This is a genomic window from Streptomyces sp. NPDC006193 (genome assembly GCF_040613915.1).
In the GTDB taxonomy this organism is placed as follows: domain Bacteria; phylum Actinomycetota; class Actinomycetes; order Streptomycetales; family Streptomycetaceae; genus Streptomyces.
The window spans coordinates 187,507-202,941 of record NZ_JBEXTB010000003.1; the positions used below are offsets into that span (position 1 = coordinate 187,507).

Here is a 15,435-nt window from a genome sequence, read left to right on the forward strand (position 1 = left end):
CTACCAGGGCACCGCCCGCAGGCGCAGGTCCTGCGGGCGGAGCGTGATGCCCACCCGGGTGCTGTCGTCGGACCCGCTGACCTGCTCCAAGCGGTACTTCACCGAGATCGCCGCGGTGATCAGGGTCAGCTGGGCCATGGAGAAGTGGTCGCTGGGGCACTTGCGGTTGCCCACGCTGAACGGGCTCATGGCGTGCTTCGGCACCTGCTTGGCCCGCTCGGGCAGCCAGCGGTCGGGGTCGAAGTCGAGGTGGCGGGCGTAGGAGCGGGCGTCGCGCTGGATGGCGTAGGGGCTGTAGACGACGTCCGCCCCGGCCGGGATGCGATAGCCGCCGAGTTCCGTGTCGGTGACGGCGCGGCGCGTGAGAATCCATACGGCGGGCCGGAGCCGCATGGCCTCGACGACGACATTGTTGGTGTGCCGGAGCGTGCGCACGTGCTCGAATCCGACGGGCCGGCCGCCGGTCACGGATTCGACCTCGGCCCGTACCTTCTCGGCGTGTTCCGGATGTTCGGCGAGCACCTGCAACAGCCACATGATCGTGGAGGCGACCGTTTCGCTTCCGGGGGTGAGGATCGCGACGACCTGATCGTGGATCTCCTGTTCCCCGATGGGCTCGCCATTGTCGTCCTTCGCCTCCAGCAATGCCGTCAGCAAATCGTCCGGCTTTTGACCAGATGCCCTCCGCTCCGCAACGATCTCGTCCACCAGCAGATGCAAATCGGCCAGCGCCCGGTTGAATTCGCGGTTGGCCGGGAACGGCAGCCGGTAGAGCGGCCCGAGCGGCACCACCATCCTGCGGTACATACCGCGGAAGACGGTGGCGAGGTCGGCGCTGAGCCGTTCCGCGCGCTCGTCCATGCAGTCGCCGCGCAGCAGGCAGCGGGCGGCGATGCGGACGGCGACCCGGAAGGACTCCGAGGTGCAGTCGACGGTCCCGCCGGGCTTGAAGCGCTCGGTGAGCCCGTGGGCCTCCTCCTCCATGACCGGGCCGTAGGCCGGTATCGCGTCGAGCCGGAACGCCGGCTGGATCGTGCGCCGCTGGCGGCGGTGGCGGGGGCCGTTGGCGGTGGCCACGCCCTCCTTGCCGAGCAGGCCCTCGAGGGACTCCCACAGCGGGCCGGCGATGATGAAGCCGGGGTCGAGGGCCAGGGCTCCGGTCAGCTCCGGCGTGGTGACGGCGTACACCGTCTTGGGGCCGAGCCGCAGGCGCACGACGTCGCCGTGGTCGCGCAGCGCGGACATGAAGGCCAGCGGGTCGCGCACCAGTTTCAGCCCGTGCCCGAGGACCGGCACGGCGCCCCGGGCCAGGGGCGGTTCGCGCAGTCCGGCGCTGTCCGGGTTCGCGGGCCTGACCGACTCGACGGTCATTTCTCACCTGCCGCTTCGTTCGTGACGTACGGGGGCGTGGACCGGTCGTCCCAGGTGTCGACCGTGTACCGGCCGGACTCGTGGTGGAACCAGTAGACGGAGCTGAACCAGTTGCGCATGGCGCCGACACAGGTCCGGACGGCGGCGCCGAGTTCCTTGCCGCGGACCGTTCCGTCGTCGAGGCCGTCGGCCAATCGCAGGGCTTTCCGCTCGGCGTCGGGGAATTCGCGGATGCATTCTTCGACGCGCCGCCTGATGTCGTCCACGGCCTCTTCGAGGGTCATCCCCTCATGGGTGATGAGACTGATTCCGAGATTGTGCACCTCGTCGCCCGCTATTTCCTTCGGCAGCGAGCAGAGGTCGTTGTACCAGGCGGCGAATTCCTGACTGAGGAGGGCCGCCCGGCGGTAGGCCGGGTGTGTGCGCACGGAGTCCGGGAGTTCGCACCCGGCACCGGGTTCGAGGAGATCCGTCCATATCCAGTGCGCGAAGGTGAGGCGGCGCAGGGCGAGATACTCCTCCACGCCGGGGATGTATCCCTCGGTGCGGTTGCGGAACTCGCGGTCATATGCCTCGATCACGGCGTGGAAGTGCCGGGCGAACCGCCGGTTCCAGGTGCGCGACAGGAACCCGTACAGCCGCAGCACGCTGTCCGCGAAGCCCGCCACGAGCGGGTCGGGGTGGCGCAGATGGCGCCCGGGTGCGTCGAGGGCCGCGTGCAGCCTCTGCCGCAGCCGCCGCCAGTCGTCCGGCCGGCCGTGCACGATGTCGCGGTCGTGCCGGTCGTCCCAGACGAAGAACCAGGCGCTGTAGTCCGCTATGGCCTGCAGGACGTCGTCGGCGGCGCTCGTGTAGTAGCCCGCCATGAGGTCCGTGTAGCACAGTCCGTCGGCATATGCCTCCACTTTGTCCGCCGGCATGAGCCGCTTTTCCAGGAGCCAGAGCCGCGTCCTCTCCTGGAGCCGTGGCCAATACGGGTGCAGGCGCCGGGGAAAGGCCGACTCGATCACCGGGAGTGCCAGTGAGGGTGGGACTACGACCGCCGTCGGCGTCGCTGTGGTGCTGTGTGGGAAAGCTTGCACGAACAAACCCCTCTCAGCCGCCAGGAGCACACACCCCTCCCGTTGTGCCGGGCGTGCGCCGTTGCGTATCCCCGCACTTCCATTCAGCACCACAACTGACCGCCGTGGGAACGGATTTGCTGCACTCACTACCCGGTGAGCCGAGAATCCCCCCTTGTATGACCGGTTGCGGGTCTCCGGGGGCACGTGAGCGATCGGTCGTGCGACGCACGTACGAACGGGCCGCGGCAGGACGAAGGCGCCCGGCCGGGAGGAGTCCCGGCCGGGCGCCCCGGCTGTGTCGTGCAGGTCAGTCGTTGGCGACCACGGGGTACCGCGGCTCGTTCTCGGCCATCTGCCGCAGCGCGTCCTTGCGGTCCCGCTTCGACAGCCGGTCGATGTACAGGGAGCCGTAGAGGTGGTCGGTCTCGTGCTGCAAACAGCGTGCGAAGTAGCCGGTGCCCCGCACCTTGATCGGGTTGCCCCGCTCGTCCTGGCCGGTCACCTCGGCGTAGTCCGGACGCGCGAGGGGCGCGTACGCCGTCGGCACCGACAGGCAGCCCTCGTTGCTGTCGTCCAGCCGGCGCTTGTCGGCGGGCAGGTCGACCAGCTTCGGGTTGCACACCACACCGACGTGCCGGACGCCGTCGTCGTCGGGGCAGTCGTAGACGAAGACCTTCAGGTCGACGCCGATCTGGTTGGCGGCCAGGCCCACGCCCTCGGCGGTGCGCTGGCTGGCGAACATGTCGGCGACCAGCTGCTGCAGCTCCTCGCCGAACTCGGTGACGTCCCTGCACTCCTTGTGCAGCACCGGGTTGCCGACGACCGTGATCGGCCGCGAGGTGCCGCGCTCGCGCCAGGCCTGCTCGCGCTCCTCGCAGTCCTCCGTGTCGACGACGTATCCCTCGTCGTCGACGGGGAGCACGCCCGCGTGCTGCTGATCGGTGTCCTGCTGCGCCATGACCGACGTACGCCTTCCTCGAAGAACGGGGGATCGTTGCTGATACAGGGTACGGCGACCGGTCAGCAGACCTCTTCGAGATCCCGCCAGTCCCGCGAGTCCGGGCTGTCGGCGACCCATCCGTCCAGCAGGCCCCGGACCAGCGACGCCGGGGCGGCCACCCCGCACTCCCGCTCGGGCACCCACAACTGCCCGTCCGTGCGGTGCCCCAGGGGCCCGGGGTGGCCCGGCTCGCTGTGGTCGTGCGGGTCCAGGTGCACCCCCTCGCCCTCGTCGGACGGCATGCGGGACTCGCTGCACGTCCGGCACAGCAGCCGCACCGAGGAGGACCAGTCCTCCGCGGCGAACCCGGCGTCGGCCGCGAGCTGCTCCAGCGCGTCCCGGTCGGCCTCGGTGGCCGCCTCCAGCAGCACCACCCAGGTGGGCACGGGGGACGGCGCCCACAGTTCTATCTCGTCGAAGACCGGATAGGTGTGCCCGGCGGACGTCGTGCGCTCGCCGTGCGGGACGCCGTCGTGCAGCACCACCTCGCCCCAGCGCCGGCCCGAGGACGGCAGCGGGATGGACAGCACCTCGATGCGCGCCGGGTCCAGCCTGCGCCCCCACACGACCTCGGCCTCGCCCTCCGGGGAGAGCCGCACGGCCGCGCTGCCCAGCTCCATGCCCAGCGGTTCCCCGGACGCGGCGGCGCCTCCCCCGGCCTTCGGCCGCGAGGCGCCCCCGGGCACCTTCAGCCCGTACGCCTGCCAGGCGCGGCGGGCCAGCGGCCAGTCCTGCAGGGCGGTCGCGGCGATGCCGACGTTCCACCAGTCGGGCGCCCCGGTCTCGCGGTCCAGCAGGGCGACGGCGCGCAGTCCGGCGGCGCGGGCCTGCTCCCAGTCGTGCCGGAACTTGTGCAGCAGGGCGAGGTTGAACCACGACTCCGACAGCCAGGGCTCCAGGTCGGCGGCGCGTGTCAGCAGCTCGCCCGCGTCCTCGTACCGGCCGTCGCCGATGAGCGTGAACGCCCTGTCGGTGGCCTGCCGCCAGGAGGCGCAGGGCCGGTGCCGTCCCTTGCCGAAGATCCTCACGATTCCCGCCTGCCAGTTCCATTTCCCGCTGTGGGCTGGCTTGTGCCCCCGTACACCCTCTCCCTCGCATCCAACCACGTGCGGCGGGGAAGGCGCTCATTACCCATGGGTTACCCAGCCGGGAGCGGGGTCAGACAGTGCCGTTCGTCTCCCGTCGCCCGGGGCGGGGACGGCGGCGCGCCGGCCGCGGGGCTGGGCCAGCACCCGGGCGAGCGACTCCACGACCTCGGGGTCGTAGTCCCCCGCGGTGCCGAGCCGCAGCTCCTCCAGCGCGCGCAGCGGGCCCTCGGGACCGGCGTCCCGGGTCCTCTCCTCGTAGGCGTTGACCGCGCGGACGATGCGGGCGGCGAGCGGCTGCTCCGGACAGGGGTCCGCCTGCCGCTCCACGACGACGGCGACGGCCGCGTCCACCCCGGTCTGCCGGACCACGGCCCCGCCGAGCAGGGCGATGCGCCGCTGCTCCGCGGCGGGCAGGGCGGCGGTGACCCCGCCCGGGACCGGGTCGACCAGGCTGAGCTGGCCGATGTCGTGCATGAGGGCCGCGTACTCCAGGACGGTCAGTTCGGGTCCGGTCAGGCCGAGGTCGCGGCCGACGGCGAGGCTGAGCGCGGCGACCCGGTGGGCGTGCCCGGCGGGGGTGCAGCCGGCGATCTCGGTGGCGCGGGCGAGGGAGGCGATGGTCTGCCGGTAGGTGGCGCGGACGGCCGCGTACCGGCGCAGGGACAGCTGGACGAGCAGCAGGGGCAGGCAGAACACGGGCAGCGCCCACAGCCCGGCGACGGCGACCCCGAGCGCCATCACCGCGCCGGTGGCGCAGACGGCCGAGCCGATGCCGAGCAGTCCGCGCAGTTCCTCGCGCAGCAGCGGGCCGAACGGCCAGCCGGTGCGGCAGTGGGCGAGCGCGGCGCCGAGGACGGCGCCGCACAGGGAGGTGAGGCCGAGCAGGGCGAGGAGCGGCAGCGTGTGGGCGGGACCGCTGACGGGGCCGAACGCGCCTCGGTCGTGGAGGGGTTGGAAGCAGACGGCGGCGAAGCCGACGGTGAGGACGCGGCGGGCCAGGTGGTCGGCGGTCGGGGTGCGGCCCGACCAGATGTGCGGAACGGCGCCGAACAGCGCGGCGACGAGGACGACGGTGACGACCTGCGCGGCCCCGTGCTGGGTGGGCCGCCCGGCGTCGGCGCCCAGCAGCGCGTACGACAGGGAGCCGGCGGCGCCCAGGGGCGCGGCCGGCCGTGCCCGGGTGTCGCTCCACCGGGTCAGCTCGCCGACGGCGACGAGGACGGCGAAGGCGAGCGCGACGCCGCGGTCCTCCAGGCCGGTCCACAGGGTGACGGCGAGGGAGCCGGCCGCGGTGAGGGCGGCGGCGCCGTGCACGGCCCGCAGGACGGTCATCGGTGCGCCCCGGTGCGGGGGGCCCGTGCCACGGGTGCGGCGCCGTACGCCGGTTCGTCGGCGGTGACCGCGGGATGCCAGCCGGAGCGGCGCACGGCGCGGACCAGCGCGCCGACCATCCGGGGGTCGAAGTGGGCGCCCGCGCAGCGCTCCAGCTCGGCGACGGCCGCCTCGACCGGCCGGGCCCTGCTGTAGGAGCGGGTGGAGGTCATGGCGTCGAAGGCGTCGGCGACGGCGACGATCCGGGCGCACTCGGGGATCTGGGCGCCGCTCAGGCCGTAGGGGTAGCCGCTGCCGTCGAGCCGTTCGTGGTGGTGGAGGATCGCCGCGCGGGCCTCGCCGAGGAAGGAGATGCCGCGGACCATCTCGTGGCCGTACTCGGGGTGCAGTTCGATGATCCGCCGCTCCTGGTCGGTGAGCGGTCCGTCCTTGCGCAGCAGCCGGGTGGGGACGCCCAGCTTGCCGACGTCGTGCAGGATGCCGGCGAAGCGCAGCGTCTCCACGCGCTCGTCGTCCATGCCGAGCTCGCGGGCGATCATCACGGACGCCCGGCCCACGCGTTCGCTGTGGCCGCGGGTGTAGCCGTCCTTGATGTCGACGGCCTGCACCAGGGCTCGGATGGTGGCCTGGTGGGCCGCGCGTTCGCGGTCGTACTGGGCGAATACCCAGCAGGAGACGCACATCGGCAGCAGGACGAGCAGCGCGGCGGCCGGGCCGTAGGGGCTGCGCCAGAGGACGGCCATCATCAGCCCGGCGAGTCCGTGCACCGCGACGGGTGCGAGGGAGCGGGCGAGCAGCCCCCGCCAGGCCCGCCGGGGCGGCGCCGTTCCGGCCGCCGCGCGCAGCCCGCCGTCGAGCAGCGTGAGCACCAGGCAGAAGGCGAGGACGGCGGCGCCGGCGGGCAGCAGCGCCTCGGGGAAGTCGGCGCCGGCGACGGCGTCCCGGCCGCCGAGGGCGTCGTGCACCCGGGCGGCGGCCCACACGGCGAGGGCGGGCTGCGCGGCCCGCCAGACGCGGCGCGGCAGCGCGGTCGGCCGCCCGGCCGGGGTGAGCACGGCGGCGGGCAGCGGGACGAGCGCGGCGGCCGGCGGGGGCAGCAGGAAGGCCCCGGCGAGCAGTACGGGGTAGAAAGTGCCGCCGAAGCGGCGGTGCACGACGTGCTCGCAGGCCGCGTAGAGCGCGGCGAGCAGGGCCGTCGCCCACCAGGGTGCGCGGGCCGCCGGCAGTGGGAGGAGACAGGACGCGGCCGACAGGGCGACACAGGCCACGTAGCCGCGTGCTCTCGGCGGTACCGCCTCCATCGCGCCCCTCCCCGGCCTCACCTGTCCGTCTGGGAGCGTAGGACGGGGGCCGGGGACGCGGGATCTATGACCTGAGGATTAGCACATTCGGGTGATATCCGGCGTTCAGCTCTCCTGGGCGGTGGCGGTCACGTCGTGCTCCGGCACGGTCTGCCCGGAGCGGATCAGTTCGATGCGCCCCATGACCTTGGCGCGCAGGTCGGCGGGTACGTCGTCATGTCCGCAGCACCGCTTGACCAGCTTCTTCACGGCCTGCTCCAGGCCGTACTTCTCCAGGCACGGGGAGCATTCCTCGAAGTGGTGCTGGAACTTGTCGCGATCGACGTCCGGCATCTCGCTGTCGAGGAACTCGTACAGGTGGTCGAGGACCTCACTGCAGTCCGTCTCGTGCGGCTCTCCGCAGCTCATGAGCCCGAGCCTTTCACTTCGTCCGACTCTCCGGCGCCGGCGGGGACCAGTCCGCGCTCACGGGCGTAGTCCTCCAGCATGCCGCGCAGTTGACGGCGGCCCCGGTGCAGCCGGGACATCACCGTTCCGATGGGTGTCCCCATGATGTCCGCGATCTCCTTGTAGGCGAAGCCCTCCACGTCCGCGAGGTAGACGGCGATGCGGAACTCCTCGGGGATCGCCTGCAGCGCTTCCTTCACGTCCGAGTCGGGCAGGTGGTCGAGCGCCTGCGACTCGGCGGAGCGCAGACCCGTCGACATGTGCGACTCGGCGCGGGCGAGCTGCCAGTCCTCGATCTCCTCCGCGGCGGAGCGCTGCGGCTCGCGCTGCTTCTTGCGGTAGGAGTTGATGAAGGTGTTGGTGAGGATCCGGTACAGCCACGCCTTGAGGTTGGTGCCTTCGCGGAACTGGTGGAAGGACGCGTACGCCTTCGCGTACGTCTCCTGCACCAGGTCCTCGGCGTCGGCCGGGTTGCGGGTCATGCGCAGCGCGGCCGAGTACATCTGGTCGAGGTATTCGAGCGCGTCCCTCTCGAAGCGCGCGCTGCGCTCCGCGGTCGTCTCGTCGGACGCCTCCGCGCTCACGCCCTGGCCCTCGGGCAGCTCCGCCTGGCCGTTGTCGGTCCCTGCGTCGGTCCCAGTGACCGGACCCACCTCCTCAAGATCCCGGGCGGGACCGAGACCGGTCCCACTGGCTTCGGAGGATAGAACACGACCCGTGCCCGCCGCCGCTCGAACGGGGGCGGTCCTGGCCGCGTACAGCACCGTCCAGTCCAGGTCAGTGCGGCTGCTGCGGCTCGGGCATGTGGTCGAACCCATGCGGCGGACTCCCTCTCCTACGACGTCGGTGCCGAGGCCTCAGCACTTCTGTCCGCTCAACGCAAGGCCCCCCGCGCCGCATTCCCGGCCGTCACCCCAGTGACGCGACCCACTCCGCGACACCGCCGGTGATGATCTCCAGGGCCTGCTCCTGGGTGAGGTCCGCACGCCTGGGGACGGCGAAGCCGTGGTCGCCGTGGGGCACCTCGATCAGGCGGAAGCCGCCCCGCGGGAACTCCTCCGGCCTGCCGAAGGGGTCCTTCCCGCCCTGGACGACGAGCGTGGGCGCCCCGGCGCCCAGCAGTTCCCCGGCGCGGGACTTCTCCGGCCGGCCCGGCGGGTGCAGCGGGAAGCTCAGCGCGAGCACGGCGTGCGCGCCCAGCTCGGCCGCCGTGCGGCAGGCGACCCGGGCGCCGGCGCTGCGCCCGCCGGCGATCACCGGCAGGCCCGGTGCGGCGAGCGCGGGCCAGACGCCCCGCCATCCGGTGTCCAGGGTCCTCGGCGCGGGCGCGACCTTCTTCCCGGCGACCCGCCAGGGCTGCTCGACCAGGGCGACGGTCACGCCGTGCGCGGGCAGGGCGCCGGCGAGGGCCTGGAGATCCCGCGCCTCGACGCCGCCGCCCGCCCCGTGGCTCAGGGCGAGGACCAGCCGGGCCTTCCTGGCCCGGTGCCAGGTGATCCGCGCGTCGCCGGCGCCGGTGCCGACCGTCTGTGCCGTCATGTCAGAAGAGTGTGCCCTCTTCCGGCGCCTCCAGCTCCTTCAGCAGCTCCGGGCCGTTGTTGCGGACGTTGCTGACGGCCGTGGAGACCGGGTAGGCGCGCATCAGGCCGGGCGGGGGCGGGGCCAGCAGCTCGCGCAGCTCCGCGGGGTCGGTGCGGGAGGGGTCGAGCCAGGCGTCCCAGCGGTCCGGGGTGAGCATCAGCGGCATCCGGGGATGGATGTCGGCGAGGCTGCGCGGCCCCTCGGCGGGGGCGACGGCGAGCGGGGTCCGCTCCGCCTCGGTGGTGATCACCGAGCAGGTGACCCACCAGGCCCGCGGGTGGTCGTCGGGCAGGGTCCGGTCCCGCCAGAACTCGTACAGGCCGGCCATCGCGAACACCGAGCCGTCGGCGGGCAGCACGAAGTACGGCTGCTTGCGCGGGCGCTTCCTCCGGCCCTCCACCTCCCGTTCGCGCTCCTGCTCGCCGGTGACCCACTCGTAGTAGCCGTCGGCGGGCAGGATGCAGCGGCGTGCGGCGAAGGCGCGCCGGTAGGCGGGCTTCTCGTGCACGGTCTCGGCACGGGCGTTGATCATCCGGGCGCCGCCCTCGGGGGTCTTGGCCCAGGACGGGACCAGACCCCACGTCAGCCGGCGGAGCTGGCGGACCGGGCGCGGGGAGTCCGCGTCCTTCAGGGGGCGGTCGAGGACGGCGTACACCTCTTTGGTCGGGGCCACGTTGTAGTCCGGCGCCAGGCTCTCCTCGGGCTCCCTCCCGGAAGCCCCGGTCTCCGCCCCGGCGCCGGGGACCCCCACGTCGATGCCGAAGACGTCTGCGAGATCCTCGGGCCCACGACTCGATGCATACCGTCCGCACATACGTGCCACACTGCCAGACTCCGTACGCGAACAGGGAGCCACTCGGACACATGGACAGCCTCGCCGCCACCGCGCTGCCCGACCTGTGGGACCGGCTCACCGGCACCCAGAACGATCCGGACCTGTGGGTGGTGCTGGCCACCCTGGGCGCGGCGCTCGCCGTGGTCGTCCCGCACCCGGTGTGGCGGATATCCCGCAACGCGATCACCATCGCGCACGAGGGCGGCCACGGTCTGGTGGCCCTGCTCACCGGCCGGCAGCTCACCGGGATCCGGCTGCACTCCGACACCAGCGGGCTCACGCTCAGCCGGGGCAAGCCGTACGGGCTCGGCATGATCCTCACCGCGGCGGCGGGCTACACGGCGCCCTCCCTGCTGGGCCTCGGCGGGGCCGCCCTGCTGGGCGCGGGGCGCATCACCCTGCTGCTGTGGGCGGCCACGGCCCTGCTGGCGGCGATGCTGGTGATGATCCGCAACGCGTACGGGGTGCTCACCGTGGTGCTGGCCGGCAGCGCCTTCCTGCTGGTGTCGTGGCTCGCGGGCCCTCAGGTGCAGGCGGCGTTCGCCTACGCGGTGGTGTGGTTCCTGCTGTCCGGCGGGGTGCGGCCCGCGTTCGAGCTGCAGGCCAAGCGGTCGCGGGGAGGCGCCGGCGACTCGGACGCGGACCAGCTGTCCCGGCTGACGCATGTGCCGGCGGGGCTGTGGCTGTTCCTGTTCCACGCGGTGTCGCTGTCCTCGCTCGTCGGCGGGGGCCGCTGGCTGCTGGAGGGTTGACGCCCGGCCCTCCTTATAAAGTGGCCCCATGGCCCCGAACACCGCCTCTCCCGCCCTCTGGCCCGCCCCGCACGCGAGCGGGGCCGTCGACGCGACGGTCCACGTGCCGGGGTCCAAGTCGGTCACCAACCGCGCTCTGGTCCTCGCCGCCCTGGCCTCCGAGCCGGGCTGGCTGCGCCGTCCGCTGCGGTCCCGGGACACCCTGCTCATGGCCGGCGCGCTGCGTGCGATGGGCGTGGAGATCGAGGAGGGGGTCGGCCCCGACGGCACCGGCGAGGCCTGGCGGGTGCTGCCCGCGGAGCTGCGCGGACCGGCCACGGTCGACGTCGGCAACGCGGGCACGGTGATGCGGTTCCTGCCGCCGGTGGCGGCGCTGGCCGACGGCCCTGTCCGGTTCGACGGCGACCCGCGGTCGTACGAGCGTCCGCTGCACGGCGTGATCGACGCGCTGCGGGCGCTCGGCGCGCGCATCGACGACGACGGCCGGGGCGCGCTGCCGCTGACCGTGCACGGCGGCGGCGCCCTGGACGGCGGCCCGGTGTCGATCGACGCGTCGTCCTCGTCCCAGTTCGTGTCGGCCCTGCTGCTCTCCGGCCCGCGCTTCAACCAGGGCGTCGAGGTCCGGCACACCGGCGCCTCGCTGCCCTCGATGCCGCACATCCGGATGACGGTGGACATGCTGCGCGCGGTCGGCGCCCAGGTGGACACCCCGGAGTCGGGCGGCGAGCCGAACGTGTGGCGGGTGACGCCGGGCGCGCTGCTCGGCCGGGACCTGACCATCGAGCCGGACCTGTCCAACGCCCAGCCGTTCCTGGCGGCGGCCCTGGTCACCGGCGGCAAGGTGCTGATCCCGGACTGGCCGGAGCGCACCACCCAGCCGGGTGACCGGCTGCGGGAGATCTTCACCGAGATGGGCGGTTCCTGCGAACTCACCGACTACGGCCTGGTGTTCACCGGTTCGGGTGCCGTCCACGGCATCGACGTGGACCTGGGCGACGTGGGCGAGCTGACCCCCGGCGTCGCGGCGGTCGCCGCGCTCGCCGACTCGCCGTCCACCCTGCGGGGCGTGGCCCATCTGCGGCTGCACGAGACCGACCGGCTGGCCGCGCTCACCAAGGAGATCAACGGGCTGGGCGGTGACGTCACGGAGACGGACGACGGCCTGCACATCCGTCCGCGCGCGCTGCACGGCGGCGTCTTCCACACCTACGAGGACCACCGCATGGCGACCGCCGGTGCGATCATCGGCCTGGCGGTCGAGGGCGTGCAGATCGAGAACGTGGCGACGACCGCGAAGACCCTGCCGGACTTCCCCGAGCTGTGGACCGGGATGCTCGGGCAGTAGGGACGTACGCCATGCGCCGTTACGGCAAGCACACCGACGAGGACGACATCCGCAGCCGCCCCAACCGCAAGGGCAACCGGCCGCGCACGAACATCCGGCCCAAGCACGAGGACGCGGCCGAGGGCATGGTCCTCACCGTCGACCGGGGGCGGCTGACCTGCCTGGTGGAGGACCGGGTGGTCATGGCCATGAAGGCCCGCGAACTGGGCCGCAAGGCCGCCGTGGTCGGCGACCGGGTGGCCCTGGTCGGCGATCTGTCGGGCCGGAAGGACACCCTCGCGCGGATCGTGCGCATCGAGGAGCGGACGTCGGTGCTGCGCCGCACGGCCGACGACGACGACCCCTACGAGCGGGTGGTCGTCGCCAACGCCGACCAGCTCGCGATCGTGACCGCCCTGGCCGACCCGGAGCCGCGCCCCCGGCTGATCGACCGCTGCCTGGTCGCGGCCTACGACGGCGGCCTGGAACCGCTGCTGGTGATGACCAAGTCGGACCTGGCCCCGCCGGACAAGCTGCTGGAGCTGTACGGCGCGCTGGACATCCCGTACGTCGTCACCAGCCGGGACGAGCTGGAGGACGGCAGCGCGGTGGCCCGGGTGCGCGAGCAACTGGACGGCAGGGTCACGGCGTTCGTCGGGCATTCCGGCGTGGGCAAGACCACTCTGGTCAACGCGCTGGTGCCGCACGACCAGCGCCGTACGACGGGCCATGTCAACGCCGTCACGGGACGCGGCCGGCACACCACCACCTCGGCGCTCGCGCTGTCGCTGCCGGGCGGCGCCGGCTGGGTGGTCGACACCCCGGGCGTGCGCTCCTTCGGCCTGCACCACGTGGACCCCTCGCGGGTGATCCACGCCTTCCCGGACCTGGTGCCGGGCACCGAGGGCTGCCCGCGCGCGTGCAGCCACGACGAGCCGGACTGCGCGCTGGACGCGTGGGTCGAGGCGGGGCACGCGGACCCGGCTCGGCTGTACTCGCTGCGCCGGCTGCTGGCCACGCGGGAGCGCCGGGAAGGCGACTGATCACCGCGTTGTTTGGCCGGGCGTGGATCAGGCAAGTGCATAAGCGCACCCAGCCGGAGGATCCGGACCAACGGGAGGACCGCACATGGCGTGGCTGCTGGTCATCGTGGCCGGTTTCCTGGAGACCGGTTTCGCCGTGTGCCTGAAACTGTCGCACGGGTTCACCCGCCTGTGGCCGACGATCGCCTTCGCGTCGTTCGCGCTGGGCAGCTTCGGCCTGCTCACCCTGTCCCTGAAGAAGCTGGACGTCGGTCCCGCGTACGCCGTGTGGACCGGGATCGGCGCGGCCGGCACCGCGATCTACGGCATGGTCTTCCTCGGCGACCTGGTCTCCACCTTGAAGATCGTCTCGATCACCCTGGTCATCGTCGGGGTCATCGGGCTGCAGCTGTCCGGGTCGGCGCACTAGGGCGTTGTGTGCGGCCGCCGCCCTCAGGCCAGGTGCCGGGGCAGCACCGCCCGCACCAGCTCCGCCATCCCGCCCTCGCCCGGCGGCGCCGCCACGCAGGACAGCGCGAGACGGACGACCAGTTCGCAGGAGCGCGAGAGTTCGGCGGTGTCGGCCGGGGCGGCGCCCGGACCGGCCAGCGCGGTGGCCGCCCGGTCCCGGACGACGCGCACGAAGTCGCGGGGCGCGGGCAGCGGCCCCTCCGCCCGGCGCTGCACCGGGAACGGGAGGGCGGAGGGCGCGGCGGGGGGCGCGGCGGCGGACGGCGGGGCGGGCAGCCGCTCGGTCCAGCAGCCGGTGAGCAGGGCCCGCACCACCACGTTGTCCCGGGCGGCGGCGACCGTCCACTCGGCGGCGGCGGTGAGCCGGTCCCGCGGTGCCGCGGCGCCGGCCAGGGCGCGTTCGACACCGGCGAGGTACATGTCGGCCTCCCGCCGCACCAGTGCCCTGGCCAGCCCGTCCTTGCTGCCGAACTCGTTGTACAGGGTCTGCCGGGACACTCCGGCGGACGCGGCGACGTCGACCATCCGCACCGCGGACCACGGCCGGCGCGTGAGCGCCGTGTAGGCGGCGTCCAGCAGGGACTCCCGGGCAGCAGGCATCCTCGCCTCCCTGGGCACGGCGACTCTGCGCCCAGATTTGACGCGCTTGTATGCACTGTCAAGGGTTCGCGGCGGTCGCGCACGAGCGCGCACGGCGGCGCCTGCCCGCGTGCCCGCGCGCCCGCGCCCCCCGAGGCCGCGTGCGGCACGGCGAACGGGCGGACGGCGGTGCCGCCGTCCCGACCCCGGTGGCCCGGCGGCGGCCACGGCCGATACCGTTCCTCGCATGCCGGACTACCTCGACGACCTGCGTCTCGCCCACGCCCTGGCGGACGCCGCCGACGCCGCCACCATGGCCCGCTTCCAGGCGCTCGACCTGAAAGTGGAGACGAAGCCGGACATGACCCCGGTGAGCGAGGCGGACCGCGCCGCGGAGGAACTCGTCCGCGAGCGGCTGCACCGCGAGCGCCCGCGGGACGCCGTCCTCGGCGAGGAGTACGGCGTCGAGGGCGCCGGCCCCCGCCGCTGGGTGGTCGACCCCATCGACGGCACCAAGAACTACGTCCGCGGCGTCCCCGTGTGGGCCACGCTGATCGCGCTGATGGAGGCGGACGACACGGCGGAGGGGACCGGGAGCGCAGGAGGCCACCGGCCCGTCGTCGGCGTCGTCTCCGCCCCCGCCCTCGGCCGCCGCTGGTGGGCGGCCGAGGGCCACGGCGCCTTCACCGGCCCCGGCCTCGACTCCGCCACCCGCATCCGCGTCTCGCGCGTCGGCAAGCTCGCGGACGCCTCCTTCGCGTACTCCTCGCTCACCGGCTGGGAGGAACGGGGCCGTCTGGACGGCTTCCTCGACCTCACCCGCCAGGTGTGGCGCACGCGTGCGTACGGCGACTTCTGGCCGTACATGATGGTCGCCGAGGGCTCCGTCGACATCTGCGCCGAGCCGGAGCTGTCCCTGTGGGACATGGCCGCCAACGCGATCATCGTGACGGAGGCGGGCGGCGCCTTCACCGGTCTGGACGGCCGTCCGGGCCCGCACAGCGGCGACGCGGCGGCCTCCAACGGCCTGCTGCACGACGCGCTGCTGGGCTTCCTCGGCCCGCGCGACTGAGCCACCGGAGCGAGGCGCGCGCCGTCGACGAGCACGGCCGTACTCACCCTCGGCCGCGCCCCCGTGCCGGCGAGGCGGCGGGGATCGTCCCGGTCCGCCGCATCGTCCGCCGCCGGGTGCCGGCCCACGGGCCCGCGCCGGCGCCCCCGACGGCCGGCGCCCGAGCTCCGGGACGCGCGACGGGCCGGACCCCGGC

Annotated in this window: 16 protein-coding genes; 5 read left to right on the top strand and 11 right to left on the bottom strand. The window is 73.5% G+C overall.

The features are described 5' to 3' along the window. From ABZ261_RS04655 to ABZ261_RS04700, 10 genes are all read right to left on the bottom strand, one after another. On the bottom strand, positions 1-1,371 hold the full coding sequence (locus ABZ261_RS04655) for a cytochrome P450 (RefSeq protein ID WP_356855233.1): 1,371 nt from the start codon (positions 1,369-1,371) through the stop codon (positions 1-3). Then, positions 1,368-2,453: an epi-isozizaene synthase gene (gene cyc1, locus ABZ261_RS04660; RefSeq protein WP_356855235.1), complete on the bottom strand. Its 1,086-nt coding sequence runs from the start codon at positions 2,451-2,453 to the stop codon at positions 1,368-1,370. Before cyc1 ends, ABZ261_RS04655 begins: the two co-directional genes overlap by 4 nt. 289 nt (positions 2,454-2,742) lie before the next feature. Next, positions 2,743-3,393: a peptide deformylase gene (gene def, locus ABZ261_RS04665; RefSeq protein WP_356855237.1), complete on the bottom strand. Its 651-nt coding sequence runs from the start codon at positions 3,391-3,393 to the stop codon at positions 2,743-2,745. Positions 3,394-3,455: 62 nt separating this feature from the next. Next, positions 3,456-4,463 (bottom strand): hypothetical protein, encoded by a 1,008-nt coding sequence (locus ABZ261_RS04670; protein ID WP_356855239.1) that lies wholly within the window; start codon positions 4,461-4,463, stop codon positions 3,456-3,458. A 99-nt stretch (positions 4,464-4,562) separates the two neighbouring features. After that, positions 4,563-5,855, bottom strand: a complete 1,293-nt coding sequence (locus tag ABZ261_RS04675; RefSeq protein ID WP_356855241.1) for a metal-dependent phosphohydrolase — start codon at positions 5,853-5,855, stop codon at positions 4,563-4,565. Next, on the bottom strand, positions 5,852-7,156 hold the full coding sequence (locus ABZ261_RS04680) for an HD-GYP domain-containing protein (protein ID WP_356855243.1): 1,305 nt from the start codon (positions 7,154-7,156) through the stop codon (positions 5,852-5,854). The genes ABZ261_RS04675 and ABZ261_RS04680 overlap by 4 nt, the downstream gene beginning before the upstream one ends. A gap of 105 nt (positions 7,157-7,261) precedes the next feature. Then, positions 7,262-7,564, bottom strand: coding sequence for a mycothiol system anti-sigma-R factor (gene rsrA / locus ABZ261_RS04685; RefSeq protein ID WP_356855245.1), 303 nt, complete (start codon positions 7,562-7,564; stop codon positions 7,262-7,264). Next, positions 7,561-8,256: a sigma-70 family RNA polymerase sigma factor gene (locus ABZ261_RS04690; protein WP_356855247.1), complete on the bottom strand. Its 696-nt coding sequence runs from the start codon at positions 8,254-8,256 to the stop codon at positions 7,561-7,563. Before ABZ261_RS04690 ends, rsrA begins: the two co-directional genes overlap by 4 nt. A 256-nt stretch (positions 8,257-8,512) precedes the next feature. After that, entirely contained in the window at positions 8,513-9,142 is a 630-nt protein-coding gene (locus ABZ261_RS04695; protein ID WP_356855249.1) for an alpha/beta family hydrolase, read from the bottom strand. 1 nt (position 9,143) lies between these two features. Then, positions 9,144-9,998, bottom strand: coding sequence for an SOS response-associated peptidase (locus ABZ261_RS04700; protein WP_356855251.1), 855 nt, complete (start codon positions 9,996-9,998; stop codon positions 9,144-9,146). 50 nt (positions 9,999-10,048) lie between these two features. Here ABZ261_RS04700 and ABZ261_RS04705 point away from each other — a divergent pair, with 50 nt between their 5' ends. From ABZ261_RS04705 to ABZ261_RS04720, 4 genes are all read left to right on the top strand, one after another. Further along, on the top strand, positions 10,049-10,771 hold the full coding sequence (locus ABZ261_RS04705) for a M50 family metallopeptidase (RefSeq protein ID WP_356855253.1): 723 nt from the start codon (positions 10,049-10,051) through the stop codon (positions 10,769-10,771). 28 nt (positions 10,772-10,799) lie between these two features. Further along, a complete protein-coding gene (gene aroA, locus ABZ261_RS04710) occupies positions 10,800-12,116 on the top strand; it encodes a 3-phosphoshikimate 1-carboxyvinyltransferase (protein ID WP_356855255.1) in 1,317 nt (438 codons plus the stop codon). Between the two features lie 11 nt (positions 12,117-12,127). Further along, positions 12,128-13,138 carry a ribosome small subunit-dependent GTPase A gene (gene rsgA, locus ABZ261_RS04715; RefSeq protein WP_356855257.1) on the top strand — a complete coding sequence of 337 codons (1,011 nt, stop codon included), beginning with the start codon at positions 12,128-12,130 and terminating at the stop codon, positions 13,136-13,138. Between the two features lie 85 nt (positions 13,139-13,223). Further along, positions 13,224-13,547 (top strand): multidrug efflux SMR transporter, encoded by a 324-nt coding sequence (locus ABZ261_RS04720; RefSeq protein WP_356855258.1) that lies wholly within the window; start codon positions 13,224-13,226, stop codon positions 13,545-13,547. A 23-nt stretch (positions 13,548-13,570) separates the two neighbouring features. Here the strand turns inward: ABZ261_RS04720 and ABZ261_RS04725 are convergent, their stop codons facing one another. Then, positions 13,571-14,188, bottom strand: a complete 618-nt coding sequence (locus ABZ261_RS04725) for a helix-turn-helix domain-containing protein (RefSeq protein WP_356855261.1) — start codon at positions 14,186-14,188, stop codon at positions 13,571-13,573. Positions 14,189-14,414: 226 nt separating this feature from the next. On the opposite strand from ABZ261_RS04725, the gene hisN reads away from it, so the two are divergent. Then, a complete protein-coding gene (gene hisN, locus ABZ261_RS04730) occupies positions 14,415-15,239 on the top strand; it encodes a histidinol-phosphatase (protein WP_356855263.1) in 825 nt (274 codons plus the stop codon). Positions 15,240-15,435: the final 196 nt, after the last annotated feature.